This window comes from Erysipelatoclostridium sp. MSK.7.34 (assembly GCF_019041935.1).
In the GTDB taxonomy this organism is placed as follows: Bacteria; Bacillota_I; Bacilli_A; order Erysipelotrichales; family Coprobacillaceae; genus Thomasclavelia; species Thomasclavelia ramosa.
Window position 1 is genome coordinate 155272 of record NZ_JAHPYJ010000004.1, and the last position, 16295, is coordinate 171566.

Annotated in this window: 14 protein-coding genes; 4 read left to right on the forward strand and 10 right to left on the reverse strand. The window is 33.0% G+C overall.

The features are described 5' to 3' along the window. A complete protein-coding gene (gene cdaA, locus KTF99_RS04600) occupies positions 1–828 on the reverse strand; it encodes a diadenylate cyclase CdaA (RefSeq protein WP_003536898.1) in 828 nt (275 codons plus the stop codon). Between the two features lie 172 nt (positions 829–1000). On the opposite strand from cdaA, the gene KTF99_RS04605 reads away from it, so the two are divergent. Beyond that, entirely contained in the window at positions 1001–1531 is a 531-nt protein-coding gene (locus KTF99_RS04605) for a hypothetical protein (RefSeq protein ID WP_003536897.1), read from the forward strand. A 71-nt stretch (positions 1532–1602) separates the two neighbouring features. Then, the gene (locus KTF99_RS04610; protein WP_003536896.1) at positions 1603–2115 is read left to right on the forward strand and encodes a ferritin; all 513 of its coding nucleotides are present in this window, start codon (positions 1603–1605) and stop codon (positions 2113–2115) included. Positions 2116–2171: 56 nt separating this feature from the next. Here KTF99_RS04610 and KTF99_RS04615 read toward each other — a convergent pair whose 3' ends face one another. Together KTF99_RS04615 and gltB are read right to left on the reverse strand one after the other, a co-directional pair. Further along, positions 2172–3653, reverse strand: coding sequence for a glutamate synthase subunit beta (locus KTF99_RS04615; protein WP_003536895.1), 1482 nt, complete (start codon positions 3651–3653; stop codon positions 2172–2174). 2 nt (positions 3654–3655) lie between these two features. Then, complete coding sequence (gltB, locus tag KTF99_RS04620; RefSeq protein ID WP_029481267.1) at positions 3656–8167, reverse strand: glutamate synthase large subunit; 4512 nt, start codon at positions 8165–8167, stop codon at positions 3656–3658. Positions 8168–8469: 302 nt separating this feature from the next. Here gltB and KTF99_RS04625 point away from each other — a divergent pair, with 302 nt between their 5' ends. Together KTF99_RS04625 and KTF99_RS04630 are read left to right on the forward strand one after the other, a co-directional pair. Next, the gene (locus KTF99_RS04625; RefSeq protein ID WP_009300673.1) at positions 8470–9042 is read left to right on the forward strand and encodes a PduL/EutD family phosphate acyltransferase; all 573 of its coding nucleotides are present in this window, start codon (positions 8470–8472) and stop codon (positions 9040–9042) included. Positions 9043–9112: 70 nt separating this feature from the next. Then, positions 9113–9745, forward strand: coding sequence for a DUF4230 domain-containing protein (locus tag KTF99_RS04630; protein ID WP_003536892.1), 633 nt, complete (start codon positions 9113–9115; stop codon positions 9743–9745). Positions 9746–9769: 24 nt separating this feature from the next. On the opposite strand, the gene KTF99_RS04635 is transcribed toward KTF99_RS04630, so the two are convergent. The 7 genes from KTF99_RS04635 to KTF99_RS04665 form a co-directional block, all read right to left on the reverse strand. Then, positions 9770–12433, reverse strand: coding sequence for a prolyl oligopeptidase family serine peptidase (locus KTF99_RS04635; RefSeq protein WP_029481276.1), 2664 nt, complete (start codon positions 12431–12433; stop codon positions 9770–9772). 79 nt (positions 12434–12512) lie between these two features. Continuing rightward, positions 12513–13346 carry an AraC family transcriptional regulator gene (locus KTF99_RS04640; protein WP_008793106.1) on the reverse strand — a complete coding sequence of 278 codons (834 nt, stop codon included), beginning with the start codon at positions 13344–13346 and terminating at the stop codon, positions 12513–12515. Positions 13347–13447: 101 nt separating this feature from the next. Next, complete coding sequence (locus tag KTF99_RS04645) at positions 13448–13609, reverse strand: hypothetical protein (RefSeq protein ID WP_003536879.1); 162 nt, start codon at positions 13607–13609, stop codon at positions 13448–13450. A gap of 43 nt (positions 13610–13652) precedes the next feature. Continuing rightward, entirely contained in the window at positions 13653–14066 is a 414-nt protein-coding gene (locus KTF99_RS04650) for an MgtC/SapB family protein (RefSeq protein ID WP_003536878.1), read from the reverse strand. A gap of 12 nt (positions 14067–14078) precedes the next feature. Next, entirely contained in the window at positions 14079–14354 is a 276-nt protein-coding gene (locus KTF99_RS04655) for an HU family DNA-binding protein (RefSeq protein ID WP_003536877.1), read from the reverse strand. Between the two features lie 67 nt (positions 14355–14421). Continuing rightward, positions 14422–15450, reverse strand: a complete 1029-nt coding sequence (locus KTF99_RS04660; protein ID WP_003536876.1) for a threonine aldolase family protein — start codon at positions 15448–15450, stop codon at positions 14422–14424. An 11-nt stretch (positions 15451–15461) separates the two neighbouring features. Further along, positions 15462–16292: a MurR/RpiR family transcriptional regulator gene (locus KTF99_RS04665; RefSeq protein ID WP_003536875.1), complete on the reverse strand. Its 831-nt coding sequence runs from the start codon at positions 16290–16292 to the stop codon at positions 15462–15464. Between the last annotated feature and the right edge of the window lie 3 nt (positions 16293–16295).

Genomic DNA, 16295 nt, shown 5'->3' on the forward strand with positions numbered 1-16295 from the left:
TTACTCACCATCCTTTTCTTGAGTATTGAACCAATCTAGTTCATTAACCAAACTTGCTCGCAACTCTTTTCGAGGAATTTTTCGAAGTTTACCATCTGTGGCAAAAGAAATCGTTCCTGTTTCTTCAGATACTACAACTGTAAGCGAATCAGTTATCTCGCTAATACCTAAGGCTGCACGATGTCTAGCTCCATATAGTGGACTTAATTCCTGATTGGTGGGTGGATAAAAGGCGGCCGCACAGACAACCCGATCCCCTTTAATGATCGTTGCTCCATCATGAAGAGGAGTTCCTTCCCAAAAAATCGTCGTAAATAACTCTGCTTTAATATCAGCATTAATCTTTGTTCCGGTATTAATATAATCTATTAACGACTGTCTTCGTTCAAAGGTTATTAATGCACCAGTTTGATCCTCAGATAATTTAGTAATTGCTCCAACCAGCTCATCCATTAATCGTTCTTTTTCATCATCGCTAAGATTATCATGCTTTAATTCTAATTTAGTTCGTCCGATTTTTTCCAACAAACCTCGAATCTCTGGCTGAAATACAATAATAATTGCAACCACACCCCAAGTAAGAATTGTATCAACTAAATAATCCATTGCACTTAGTCTTAATAAACTTGTAAACATTTTTAAAATTAGGATCAATAAAACTCCCTTAAATAATTGCATTGTACGCATATTTTGCTTCATCATAGAAATCAATAAATAAATTACATACCACACAAGAATTAAATCTATAATAGTTCTACCTACATTAAGGATTGAACTTATATTAAATGTAAATGCAGAAATTAACGGCATCAAATCACCCACTTTCATGAACTATTATACCATTATCCATTTTAAATTAAAAACCCTTTGTCAAATAATTAAGATTCTTTAATCCGACAAAATAATGACATAAAGATTTACAAACCTGCCATATATTCACATATTGTAAACATTTTAACTATACTATCTTTTCTTACACTATTACTGTGAGGTGAAAGTTATGTTAAAAAAGAAAAATAATCTAATTTGCATGATAATGATCATTACTGCTTTGATTAGCGGTATTAGTACAGTTATCTTGGATTATAACCTTAATTCAAATAGTTCAGCGGTTACATCACTATCTACGAACAGTAATAATCTCGATGGTGATAATCCTTTTGGAAACAATGATTCATCAACTAATAATAGTACAAATCCTTTTGGAAACAGTGATAGCAGTATCTTTCCAACAACAGCCAATAATCAAAACAGTAAATACCGAATTTCAATTTTAGCAACTTGTAGTATTATTATTTGTGCATTAATTGCTAGTCTAGCTATCATTTATTTAATTATGTCTAAACTATCTCAACATCAGGTTTTTATTAACAATGATAAGAAATGGATCTACGGCTTAAGTAGCTGCTTACTTACAATCTTGATCTCCTTTATCTGTATAAATGCTACCAAAAATTTAGACAGTAAAACTAATAATCCTACTAGTATTCCCAATAGTAGTGAACAGAGCAATAACAATGATATTGTCTAATGTTACATAATTGTTAAATCTATTAACAATTAAATAAAATAGGTCTATACTATATACAGGAGGTAATTAAAATGTTAGATAAAAAAGTTGTAGAATTATTAAATGATCAAGTTAACAAAGAATTTTATTCCGCATATCTTTATTTAGACTTTGCTAATTACTATAAAGATAACGGATTAGATGGGTTTGCCAACTGGTATAATATCCAAGCACAAGAAGAAAGAGACCATGCAATATTATTTGTTCAATATCTTCAAAATAACAATGCTAAAGTAACCCTTGAAGCAATCGATAAACCTGATAAAGAGTATACTAAATTAAATGATCCTCTAATTTATGGCTTAGAACATGAAGAATATGTTACTAGTTTAATTCATAATCTCTATGATGCTGCCTATTCTCTTAAAGATTTTCGTACAATGCAATTCTTAGATTGGTTTGTTAAAGAACAAGGTGAAGAAGAAACCAATGCTAATGATTTAATTACTAAATTTAATCTATTTGGTTCTGATTCTCGCTCATTATACTTACTTGATAGTGAACTAGCTGCCCGTGTTTACAATGCTCCATCATTAGTTTTATAACAAAAAATAAAAAGGTCATAACGGATAAACAACTGCTTATTCGCTATGATCTTTTTTTATAAATTACTATAACCCATCAAATCAAAATCAACTGCTCGAGCAACTTCGCGACCTTCTTTAATTGCCCAAACCACTAAAGATTGTCCTCGACGCATATCACCTGCAACAAATAATTTTTTTATATTTGTTTGATAATCCTGATTGCTTTTTACATTTCCGCGAGGATTCAATGTAACATTAAATGCTCTAGCTACATGATCTTCAGTTCCAATAAATCCAGCAGATATTAAAACTAAATCTGCAGGAATAGTTTGTTCACTGCCAGCAACAGGTACCATCTCTACTCGCTTAGTTTCTTTATTTTCTTTTGGCTCTAATGAAACAATTACTGCTTCTTTTACCTGACCATTTTTATCTAGAATAAATTCTTTTACCGTTGTTTGATAAATACGAGGATCTTGATTGAAAACAGCAATACTTTCTTCTTGACCATAATCTGTTTTTTTGATTCTCGGCCATTCTGGCCATGGATTATTGTCACTTCTAATAGCAGGAAGTTCCGGCATCATTTCTAACTGCGTTACACTTTTACACCCCAAACGAATTGCACTACCAACACAATCATTACCGGTATCACCACCACCAATAACTAGTACATGTTTATCTTTAGTTGGAGCAAAATTTTTATCTTTTAAATTACTATTAAGTAAAGATTTTGTTATTGCTGTCAAGTAATCAACTGCCATTAAAATTCCCCTGCCTTGACGTCCCGGTACATCAATATCACGGGGCTTCCGTGAACCACAAGCTAGGATTACTCGATCATAGTTATCTAATAATTCTTTAGCTTGCTTTTCATCTTCAATTCCACAATTAGTTTTAAAAACAACACCTTCAGCCTTCATAATTCCAACACGACAATCAATAACTTCTTTTTCTAATTTCATATTAGGAATTCCATACATTAATAATCCACCTATACGGTCGTCCCGTTCATAGACAGTAACTTGGTATCCACGTTTATTTAATTGATCGGCTGCAGTTAACCCAGCCGGTCCAGAACCCACGATTGCAATTTTCTTATCAATACGATGAGTTGGTGGACATGGTTTAATCAAACCTTTTGCATAAGCATCTTCAATAATCCCATATTCATTTTCCTTAACGGTTACAGGTTCGCCATTTAAACCACAAGTACATGCTGCTTCACACAAGGCAGGACATACCCGAGCAGTAAACTCAGGAAAATTATTAGTTTTTAATAATCTTGCCAATGCCTGCTTATAGTTATTATGATAAATAAGATCGTTCCATTCTGGGATCAGATTATTTAATGGACAGCCAGATACAGCGCCTTCTAATTCCCGACCAGATTGACAAAACGGTACACCACAATCCATACAGCGGGCTCCTTGGCAGGCTTGATCATCTTTACTCAAATGCTTATGAAATTCATTAAAATTTTGAATTCTCTTTTTCGGCTCAACAGCCTTACTAACTTGACGCTCAATTTCTAAAAATCCTGTTGGTTTACCCATGGTTATACCCCCTTCCTAGCTTCATTGAATGCTTCAACTTTAGCTTGTTCATTTGTTAGACCTTGCTTTTCATAATACTTTATTAATTCAATCATATGCCTATAATCGTGAGGAACAACCTTCTTAAACATTGATACTTGTTCACCAAAATTATCTAAAATATCTTTAGCTACTTCTGAATTAGTGTGATCATAATGCTTTTGAATAACGGCCCTTAATTCTTCTTCATCATATTTACTTGTCACAGATGAATAAGAGACTAATTCTTTATTAATTCGTGAATACAAACGATTATTAGGATCGTATACATATGCGATTCCACCAGACATACCGGCTGCAAAATTTCTTCCAGTTTCTCCAAGAACAACAACTAAACCACCTGTCATATATTCTAATCCATGGTCTCCGACACCTTCTACAACAGCTTTAGCTCCTGAATTTCTAACTGCAAAACGTTCACCAGCAATCCCATTAATATATGCCTCACCTGAAGTAGCTCCATACAAAGCAACATTTCCAATAATAATATTTTCAGCTGCTTTAAAGTTTGAATTTTCAGGTGGAACAACTACTAATTTTCCTCCTGATAATCCTTTTCCAAAATAATCATTACTATCACCATGCAATGTCAATGTTAAACCATTAGGAATAAAAGCACCAAAACTTTGGCCACCAGAACCATAACAATTTACTTTGAATGTATCATCATCTAATGTATCTTGATAGCGTTTAGTAATTTCTGATCCAAATAATGTTCCTAGTGTTCGATCGATATTCGTTATATCAACATTGATTTCATGTGATTGGTGGTTTTCTAAAGCGTTTTTAAACTCTTTTAACAAAATTGTTGTATCTTTTACTTCTTCTAATTTAAAATCATAATTATTTTTAGGATTATGACGTATTTCTTTAGCTTTAATATATGGATTATTAATCACTCTAGATAAATCTACATTTTCAACACCTGGACGAACTTCTAATAAATCACTGCGCCCAACCATTTCGTCGATTGTTTTAAACCCTAGTTCCGCCATATATTCGCGTAATTCTTGAGCTACAAATCGCATAAAGTTTTCAACATATTCTGGCTTACCTGTAAATCTTTTCCGCAAGATTGGATTTTGTGTTGCTACTCCAACTGGACAAGTATCTAGATTACATACTCGCATCATTACACATCCCATTGTTACAAGCGGTGCAGTTGCAAAGCTGTATTCCTCAGCCCCTAATAAAGTTGCGATTGCTAAATCACGACCTGTCATTAATTTACCATCAGTCTCCAATACAACACGGCCACGCAGATCATTCATGATAAGTGTTTGATGAGCTTCTGCTAACCCTAATTCCCATGGTAATCCTGCATTATATACAGAGTTTCTAGGTGCTGCTCCAGTTCCACCATCATATCCAGAAATTAAGATTACTCCAGCCCCAGCTTTAGCAACTCCAGCTGCGACAGTACCGACACCAGCTTCTGAGACTAATTTAACTGAGATTCTAGCATCCTTATTAGCGTTTTTTAAATCATAAATTAATTGTGCCAAATCCTCAATTGAATATATATCATGATGTGGAGGTGGAGAAATCAATCCTACTCCCGGCGTACTATGTCTTGTTTTAGCTACCCATGGATAGACTTTTCCAGCTGGTAACTGACCACCTTCACCAGGTTTAGCTCCTTGAGCCATCTTAATTTGAATTTCTTTTGCTGAACATAAATACTGAGAAGTCACTCCAAATCTTCCTGAAGCAACCTGCTTGATTGCTGAGCATCTACTATCACCATTTTCATCAAGAATAAAACGCTCTGGATCCTCACCACCTTCACCGCTATTAGATTTTCCTTTCAAACGATTCATAGCAATTGCCATCGTTTCATGAGCTTCTTTTGAAATTGAGCCATATGACATTGCTCCTGTTTTAAATCTTTGTACAATTTTATCAACACTTTCAACTTCATCAAGCGGAATTGATTTTCCCTTTTTGAATTGTAATAATCCTCGAAGATTTAGATTTTTACCCTCTTCATCAATCATTGCTGAATATTCTTTAAATAATTTATAATCGCCATTGCGTGTCGCTAGTTGTAATTTGTGAATTGTTGCAGGATTGTATAGATGTTCTTCTTTTCCACTACGTTCTTTATGATCACCACGACTATCAAGTGTAATATCGACGTCTAATCCTAATGGATCATAAACTTTACTATGACGATAATCAACATCATTTTCAATATCCTTGATTGTCTTCCCTTCTATTCTGGTTACTGTTTTAGGGAAATACTTAGCAACAAAGTCTTTAGCTAAACCGATTGCTTCGAAGTTCTGTGAACCCCGATATGATTGAATTGTTGAAATTCCCATTTTTGATGCAATTTTAACAATTCCATGCAAAATACCGTCATTATAATCTTCGATTGCAGCATAGTAATCTTTATCTAGTAAGCCTTCATCAACAAGTTCAAAAATTGTATCTTGTGCTAAATATCCATTAACAGCACTAGCCCCGTATCCAATCAAAGTCGCATAATGATGCACTTCACGTGGCTCTCCAGATTCTAAAATCAAGGCTACAGACATTCTTTTTTTAGTATTTACTAAGTGTTCATTCATTGCTGCAACTGCTAATAAAGAAGGGATTGGAACATGATTTTCATCAACTCCTCGATCCGATAAAATTAAAATATTAGCTCCTTCGTGATAAGCCTTATCTGCTTCTACAAATAATTTATCTAAGGCTTTTTCAAGTGAAGTATTTTTATAATAAAGCATTGATAATACTGCTACTTTAAAACCATCTTTCTTAATATTCTTGATTTTCAATAAATCAGTATTACTTAAAATTGGATGATCGATTTTCAACAAGCGACAGTTCTTCTCATTATCAGCTAAAATATTTCCTTCTGTTCCAATACATAAAGCTGTTGAAGTAATAATTTCTTCCCTAATAGCATCGATTGGAGGGTTAGTCACTTGAGCAAATAATTGTTTAAAATAATTAAATAATGGGGGATGCTGCATTGATAATACCGCTAATGGTGAATCATTTCCCATTGCAACTACTTCTTCACTACCATTCAATGCTAATTTTTTTATATACGTATTTACATCCTCATAACTATAACCATAAATTTTCTGTAACTTAGTTAGCTGTTCCCCTTGATAACGTTCAACTCGAGCATTAGGAATGCGCATATCTTTTAATTTAATCAAATTACTTTCAAGCCATTCACCATAAGGCTGTTTATGGGCATAACTTTCTTTTAAATCATCATCCGCAATTAACTTACCAGCTTTTGTATCAACTAATAACATTTTTCCTGGGCGTAACCGATCTTTAATAACAATATCTTCAGCAGGAATATCTAAAGCTCCAACTTCAGATGATAAAATCAAATAATCATCACGAGTAATATAATAACGAGATGGGCGAAGTCCATTTCGATCAAGTACCGCTCCCATAACTTCTCCATCACTGAATAAAATTGAAGCTGGACCATCCCAAGGTTCCATTAGAGTTGAATTGTATTCATAAAAATCTTTCTTTGACTGTGACATACTTTTATCATTATCATAAGGTTCTGGAATACACATCATTACTGCTCTTGGTAATTCCATTCCAGACATAACTAGAAATTCTAATGTATTGTCCAGCATTGCTGAATCTGAACCGTTAATATCAACGACTGGGTACACTTTATTAGTATCCAGCAAATTAGTTGTCATGATTTCTTCGCGACATAACATATTATTAGCATTGCCTTTAATTGTGTTAATTTCCCCATTATGAACAATAAAACGATTAGGATGAGCCCGTTGCCAAGAAGGCATTGTATTAGTTGAAAAACGTGAATGGACTAACGCAATCGCACTCTTATATTCATCATCTTGAAGATCTTTAAAAAATGAGCGCAATTGTCCAACCAAGAACATTCCTTTATAAACAATTGTTCGTGATGAAAAAGAACATACATAGGTATCGTCAAAATTGCTTTGTTCAAAAATTCTACGAGTTTGATAAAGGATTCGATCAAACTCGATCCCTTTATTGATTCCATGAGGTTTTTTTATGAAACATTGCCAAATTGAAGGCATCGCATCAAGTGCTTTTTGCCCTAATACTTTAGGAACAGTAGGTACTTCACGCCATCCTAAAAATTCCATTCCTTCCTTAATTACGATTGTTTCAAGCATTTTTTTAACTCGATTACGTAAATGTTCATCTCTTGGCATAAATAACATTCCAACACCAAATTTACCTTCTAACGGTAATGGAAATTCTTTAATTGTCTTTTTAAAATAACTATATGGTACTTGCGTTAAAATTCCGACACCATCACCCGTCTCACCTGCAGCATCCTTACCAGCACGATGCTCTAATTGTTCAACAATTTTTAATGCATTACTTACCGTAATATGCGTTTTAACTCCCTTAATGTTTACAACTGCACCAATCCCACAGTTGTCATGTTCAAATGATTTATCGTATAATCCTAGATTTTTTTTCTCGTTCATATAGGTTCCCCCTTTTTATGTAGCCCCATAATACACTATTTCGATAAATGTGTAAAGATATGTGAATTTTTTAGAAAAATCCTAAAAAAACAAAAATAATTCCTAGTTTAACCCCGTAAAACAGCCATTTTAGTACTAAAATGATTATTTTTTAGCATTTATAATAATTTATTTTTACTATTTTAATAAATTTCTATCTAAAATCTTTTTAAAAAAATTTAAAATTTTTTCTATTTTATCGCTATTTCCTTGAAAATAGCGATAAAAGGAGTAATATAGAATAAGGAAAAAGGAGAATGACTATGACTAAAAAAATTATCGTTGAAACTTCAGCAAGACACATTCATTTATCTGACGCTGACTTAGAAACATTATTTGGAAAAGGGTATCAATTAACTAATAAGAAAAATCTTTCTCAACCTGGACAATTTGCATGTGAAGAAAAAGTTACTGTAGTTGGAGCTAAGGGTGAACAAAAAATGTCTGTTTTAGGACCAACTCGTAAAGCTACTCAAGTTGAGTTATCATTAACTGATGCTCGTGCTTTGGGATTACAGGCTGCTATCAGAGAATCTGGAGATATCGAAGGAACTGCAGGATGTAAACTAGTAGGACCAGCTGGTGAAGTTGAAATTTCTTGTGGCGTTATCGCTGCTAAAAGACATATCCATATGACTCCTGCTGATGCGGTTGAATTTGGAGTTACTGATAAACAAATCGTTAAAGTTGAAATCGAAACTGAAGGACGTTCATTAATTTTCGGTGATGTTGTTTGTCGTGTTAGTGAAAATTATGCTACAGCTATGCATATTGACACAGATGAATCAAATGCGGCTGGATGTGGTCGTGAAGTATACGGAACAATCATTAAATAATAAAGCCTTTGGGCTTTTTTATTTTCTCAATAATTGTCGAATTATGTTATAATATCCCTAGGTGATAAAAATGAAAATATTAGACACATTAGGAAAAACAAAAAAAGCTATTGGTGGAATCATTGCAATCCTACTAGTTGCATTACTGATTTTTTACGCGGGAACTCGATTTGCAAGCAGCAGTGAACCAAAGATATCGTCAACTGGTCTGAGTCAACAGCTCCAAGAAATCGAAGAATTGGCAACAATGTCCTATAATTATACTAAAGTTGGTAAATTTTCTAATAATTTAACATTTAATGGCTGGGATATTCCTTTAACTCAAAAAAGTTTTTTAATTACATATGACGGTAAACTTAAAGCTGGTGTCAAAATGGATAAAATTGAAGTAGCTATTAATAATAATATAATTACCGTTTCAATACCAGAAATTGAAATTTTAAGTAATGAAATTGACGAGAGTAGTATTGAAGTATATGATGAAACAAAAAATGTATTCAACCCAATTTCTGTCAATGATTATACTACCTTTGCTAAAAAACAAAAAGAAGCAGTAGCTGAAGAAGCAATCGAAAATGGTTTATTAAGCGAAGCAGCAACTAAAACACAAAGTACAATTAAAAAATATTTAAATGCAATTCCGGGAATTGATGGCAACTATGAGATCAAAGTTAAATTTTTAGAAACAAAAAAAGAGAGCTAGAAATTCAAATCTAGCTCTTTTAATTTAATTATATTTACGTCGAGATACATAAATTCCTGCAAGAGTTAGCATCATAATAGCTCCTAATCCTGCAAAATTAACATCATCACCAGTTTTCACTGAATTCGCTGGTTGATCTGGAGTTGTTGGTTGATCTGGGGTTTCTACTGGAGCAGCAGTTTTAATTTGTTTAGCTAACCATTGCCACGCATTTACACCATTTTCATCATAACATTCATTATTATCAAAATAGATCCATGACCAGTGACCATTATATTGATATGGTGTACCATCTTCATTAAAGAATCTTCCAGTTGTATCATGCACATCATCAAATACTGATACATGAATATTATTAGCCCCAGCAGCTAATAATCTTGCTACTGTTGGTTCTACACATAAAGTCGGATCAACTGTACCATCATTTTTAGCATATGTGAACCAAATTGGCATATCCTTAATTGCATTAATTTGATCATCTGTAATATATTGATCTTGGAATGCTTCGCAGATTGGGAAAGCCGCTGCAAAATATGTTGGATGTTTTAAAACCATTTCCATAGTCATATACCCACCATTAGAACATCCTCCAATAATAACACGATTTGGGTCAATATCGTCATTAGCTTTTACATAAGCATCAATCATTTCAAATAAACTCTCAGCATACATTGAACCTTTATCACCATTTTGATAAGCACCCGTTCCATCATCCATCCACATAGTTGGACTTTGTGGTGCTAGTACATAGGCACCTTCAAATAAGCTTTGGAATTCTTTAGATACTAAAGATGTTACTTCATTTCCTAAAATATCAATGTATGGATCCGTTCCACCTTCACCTGCACCATGTAACCAGATAACAAGAGCATTTTTCTTATCATCTTTGGCTGGTGTATAATCAGCATATGAATACGTTGTACCATCTTTAGCAGTATAAGCCTTCATTTCAAAAACTTCACCTTGTGGACAAATCTTTCCATCTCCTGCAACGTCAATATCTGCTTTAATATTTAAATCGGTTACTACTTCATCACCTGAACTCATTGTAGCACCTTTTGCTAAACTTACATTTAATTTATAAGGTGTACACCATGAGTTAAATCCTGTTTTTAAATTATAAATAAATGGTGATCCTTCACTTGGAGAAACATACATTTCAATTGTAATATATTTAGATGAACCGGTTACTTTATTTCCTTGGGCATCAGAAGTATAAGCTGCAGTTACATTACGATCTGCAGTTGCAATACCAATTTCACCAGTTCCCCAATTAATTGTTGCTTCTTTTTCTTCAACAACTTTAAAGTTTTCAGCAACTACAGAATCAGCATCAATTGCTTTATCTAAACTAATTACTGTTTTTGTTACTGCAGGCCCCCAATCATCACCAATAATATAGGCCTTTTGAGAACCACTTGCAATTACTTTATCAGCTTTAGTTTGTACTGACATCCATTGCCATAAGTTAACACCATTTTCATCATAACATTCATTATTATCAAAATAAGTCCATGACCAATGTCCATCATATTGATATGGTGTTCCATCTTCATTAGAGAATCTTCCAGTTGTATCATGCACATCATCAAAAATTGATGTATGTACTTCAGCACCTGCTGCCCGTAATCTTTCTACAAGAGGTTCTGTTGTAGTAGCGATGGCAACAGTTGAATCATTTTTTGCATGAGTAAACCAAATTGGTAAATCTTTAAGTGATTCAATTGTTTCATCAGACACATTCGCACTTTGAGTAGCAGGACAAATTGGATATGCTGCCGCATATAATTCTGGATGCGCAATAATCATGGTCATTGTCATTGCTCCACCTGCAGAACATCCACCTATAATAATTCTATCTTGATCAATATCAGGATTTTCTCTAAGTGTTTTTAAAATCAACTGATAAATAGCTTCAGCATTAGATGTACTATCATATGATCTTCTTTGTGGCACTAAAACATATGCTCCATCCATTGTATTTTGGAATTCATCACCAGCCAAAGCCGTAACTTCATTTCCTAATAAATCGATTTGAACATCTGTTCCAGTTTCACCAACACCATGATTCCAAATAACTAAAGCATTTTTATGGCTATCATTTTCTGGTGTATATAAAGCATATGAAACAGTAGTACCATCATTGGTAAATTCACTCATTTTAAAACCATCTAATTGAGGACAAATTTTACCATCTTCAGCTACGTTAATAGTTGGATCTACATCAATTGTTGTAATTGTTTCATTTTCAGAAACTAGAGTTTCACCAGCTGCCAAAGTAATTTCTAACTGATATGGGTCAGCCCATGCATTTTTCCAAGTTAGATTATTCCAAGAAATTGGATTACCTTCACTTGGAGAAATATACATTTCTACTGTAACAATATTTGAATCAGTAGTTACTTTATTTCCCTGAGCATCAGAAGCATAAGCATCTAAAATTGTTCTATCACTTACTTTGTTTGTGGCAGTTTCTTTAACTAAAAAATCTGTTTTACTGATAGAATCTGCTTTGATTTTTTTGTCAAAAGTGATAATGGATTTAGTGACACCAGCACCCCAATCATCACCTACGACAAAAGCTTTTTGAGTTCCTGTTGCTGTTCCCTCTAGGGCATGGGTTGGCAGTATTGTTAAACCCAGTACCATCATAGCACTCATTAAGCAACTTAAAATTTTCTTAAACATCCTTTCTCCTCCTTTTTCAATATATATATTATATAATTTTAAGCGCTTACATTAATGGCGTTTTATTATCTAATGAATGTCATTTTCTCATCTTTTCACGATACTTTGCGGGAGTTATCACATTTTTTCTTTTAAAAGCTTGATTGAATGATTTCACGTTAGGAAAGCCATTGCCAATAGCAATATCAATAACCGGATAGTCTGTTTCCACTAATTGTTCTTCCGCATGCCATAATCGAACACGACTCAAATATTCTTTCACTGTTGCCCCTAAGCTTTCTTTAAATAACTTAGATAGATATCCTTCCGATAATCCGAATTCATCAGCAATCATTTTAACTGAGAGATCTTCTTGATAATTATTTTCTAAATACTTAATAATCTTTGTAATTCGATCTTTATATTTACTATCTTTAACCTCTAGATACCCGATTCTTTTTTTACTAAGATTATCTAATAATAAGAAAACAAGCATCTGAATATGACTTTTAACTCGAATGTTATTATACGGATCGTCACTTTCATAAAAATTAATAATATCAATTATTTTAGCCATAAGTAATTTATTGATTTGTTGATTAGGCTGTTGAAAATAAATTTTATCTATATCATGATACGATTCCCTCAAATAATCATATTTTATTTGTAGGGCGTAGCCCTTATATATACGCTCACCCTCGATAGCCTGAATTGCATGAATATCTTGAGAATTAATAATATAAATATTTCCAGCTGTTATTTTAACTTTATTACCATTTATCCATAAAATAAATGAACCATATAATGGTATCAGAATTTCAATACTTCGATGCCAATGCTTTTCAATTGGTTCTCCAATATTATCTTCGATATAAAAATCATGTAATTTAGTCGGCAGCTCATTATCATGTTCAACCTTTTCATATTTATACATATTAGTACCTTCCTCCAATATTACCATTTAATAATATCACATATTTAACTTTATTATTATATATTTTCATTATAGAAAAAGCCTAAATTATAATAGGCTTTTTATTTTATCTCGATTGAAATAATATCATTATTTTTATCAAATAAAGTCAACATATCTTCTAGGGGGAAACTGGTCGGCAACTTGACTAATAATTCTAGTATTATGGTACTTTGATTATGACTAACTTTAAAATTCATTATCTCAATATGATACTCATGCATAATTTTTTGAATTTTGGAAATTACATCAGATTTATCCTTTACCCTAAATTAACCAGCTCTCCCATACTGTGGGAATCCAACGATATTGTTTGTGAAAAATAATTTGAACTAACAAAATTAAAATAGTGGCTAAGATTCCAATCACATACATTCCCGCCACAATTGCCATTTCTACTGCCGCAGCTGCCCAAATTTCTGCTGCTGTAAAACCGGTTATTTCTCGTTTATGCACAAAAATTATACCAGCTCCTAAAAAACTTACTCCAGAAATAATTTGTGCTGCACTCCGTGATGGGTCAGGTGCTATTCCTTCGTGGCTTAAAATATCATTAAAACCGTATTTAGAAACAATCATTATCATAGCAGCCGCTAAACAGACAATCAAATGAGTTCTTACCCCTGCTACTTTAAGATGATTTTGACGTTCATACCCAATTAAAAATGACCCGAAGGTCATTTTTATATTATATTATTTATTTACGGCATTTTTTAATGCACTACTAGATTTGAATGCAGGAGCTTTGCTTGCAGCAATTGTCATTGTTTCACCAGTTCTTGGGTTACGTCCAGTTCTTTCTCCTCTTTCACGTACTTCAAAGTTACCAAATCCTTTAAGAGATACTTTATCTCCTTTTACCAGAGCTTCAGTAACTACGTCTACAAATGCAGTTACTACTTTATCAACATCAGTTTTTGTCATTTCTGTACTTGAAGCAATTGCTTCTACTAATTCAGTTTTGTTCATTTTAATTTCTCCATTCTATATAGTATAGGAATAATCCTACGAATATTATATTACTTATTAATATTTATTACAAGTTATTATGTAGTAGTTCGCTTAATTTACTAACGAACGAATTAACAGCTTCTTTAGGGGTTGCCCAAGAAGTAACAAGACGGATACAATGGCGGTGATCATCAATGCGATCCATGATATTAAAGCTAAAATCTTGTTGTAATTTAGCAATCAACTCATCATCCATTATCGGAAATACTTGATTAGTTTGTGAAGGTACCATCATTTCAAAATCTTTTAGACCAGCTCGTAAAATATCAGCCATCTTATTTTCATATTTTCCAATTTCTAAATATAGATCATTACTAAAAAGTTCTTTAAATTGGACTCCTAAAAGTCGACCTTTAGCCATCATCGCCCCCTTTTGTTTCATATTATATCTAAAATCCGCTTTCAGACTATCATTAACAATTACTAGACATTCACCGAATAATGCTCCCATTTTTGTTCCTCCAATATAGAAAGCATCGCTATAATCCGCTAAATCTTTAAATGTAGGTGTATCGGGTAGCGCCAAAGCACTACCTAATCGAGCTCCATCAACAAATAAATACAATTCTTTTTTCTTACATAAAGTAGCTATATCCTTTAATTCATCAAGACTATAAACAGAACCATATTCTGTTGATTGTGAAATATATACCATTTTTGGTTGCACCATATGTTCATCCGAATGCTCTTCGATAATACTTTCAATCATCGCTACTGTTAATTTACCATCTTGGTGAGGTCTAGTTAAAACTTTATGTCCCGTAGCTTCAATTGCTCCGGTTTCATGAACGTTAATATGCCCGCTATCTGCTGCAATCACTGCCTGATATGGACGCAATACTGATGAAATAAATACCGCATTAGTTTGTGTTCCACCAACTAAATAGTGTATATCAACATTATCATTTTGAAGTTGTCTTTTTAACAATCTTGTAGCCTCTAGACAATATTTATCTAATCCATAACCAGCACATTGCTCATCATTTGTTTCAATTAAGGCTTTCATTATTTTTGGATGAGCACCTTCACTATAATCATTAGTAAAACTATACATAACCTGCCCCCTTATCTTCTTGGATATAATAATCCATATCTTACATACAATACATCAAAAAACGTTTTCATCACTGTCGTTCCAGAAATTGATGACTCTGTAAAATCACTTTCTTTACCATGAACAACAAAAGTTTTATCAGCTAATTCAATTACTTCACTTTCAGCATTTAAAGTAACTAAAATTACTTTAGCTTCACGATTTTTAATTGATTTGATTAAATCCCCAACCGGTGATAATCGCGCTCGAACTGAAAGTACAATAGCCACACTATCCTCATCTAAAAGTTCAATTCTTTGACTATCGTCACCACGATCAGCAAAGGCGTATGAAAATTTACCTAGCTTAACTAATTTAAATTGAATATCTGAGGCTAAAATCTTATTAAATTGGAAACCAAAAAAATGTAACTTTTTCGCATCATAAATAATATCACATAGGCGATCAATCTCATGAATATTAATATGTTTCTTACTCTCAATTAATGAATTAATTGTTAGATCATAGACCATATCAACACAGTGTACAGGATTTTGATGAATCTCTACTAAATCATCAGGATGGAGTTTAATCTCATGACTTGCCTGTTTTAATCCTACTTGTACTTCCTTTTTAAATTCAGCAAAATTATCACATTTTAAAGCTTTGCAAAAACGGGAAATGGTTGCAGGCGAAGTATAACATAAGTCCGCTAACTCATTGATTGAGATATCTGGAATCTTTTCAATATTATTTAATACTTGATAACAGATCGTATAATACATATCTTGGCTGTATGAAGCATTAATATATGTCAATAAATTATACAAGATATCAACTTCAGTATTTTCTTTACGTCTCATGTT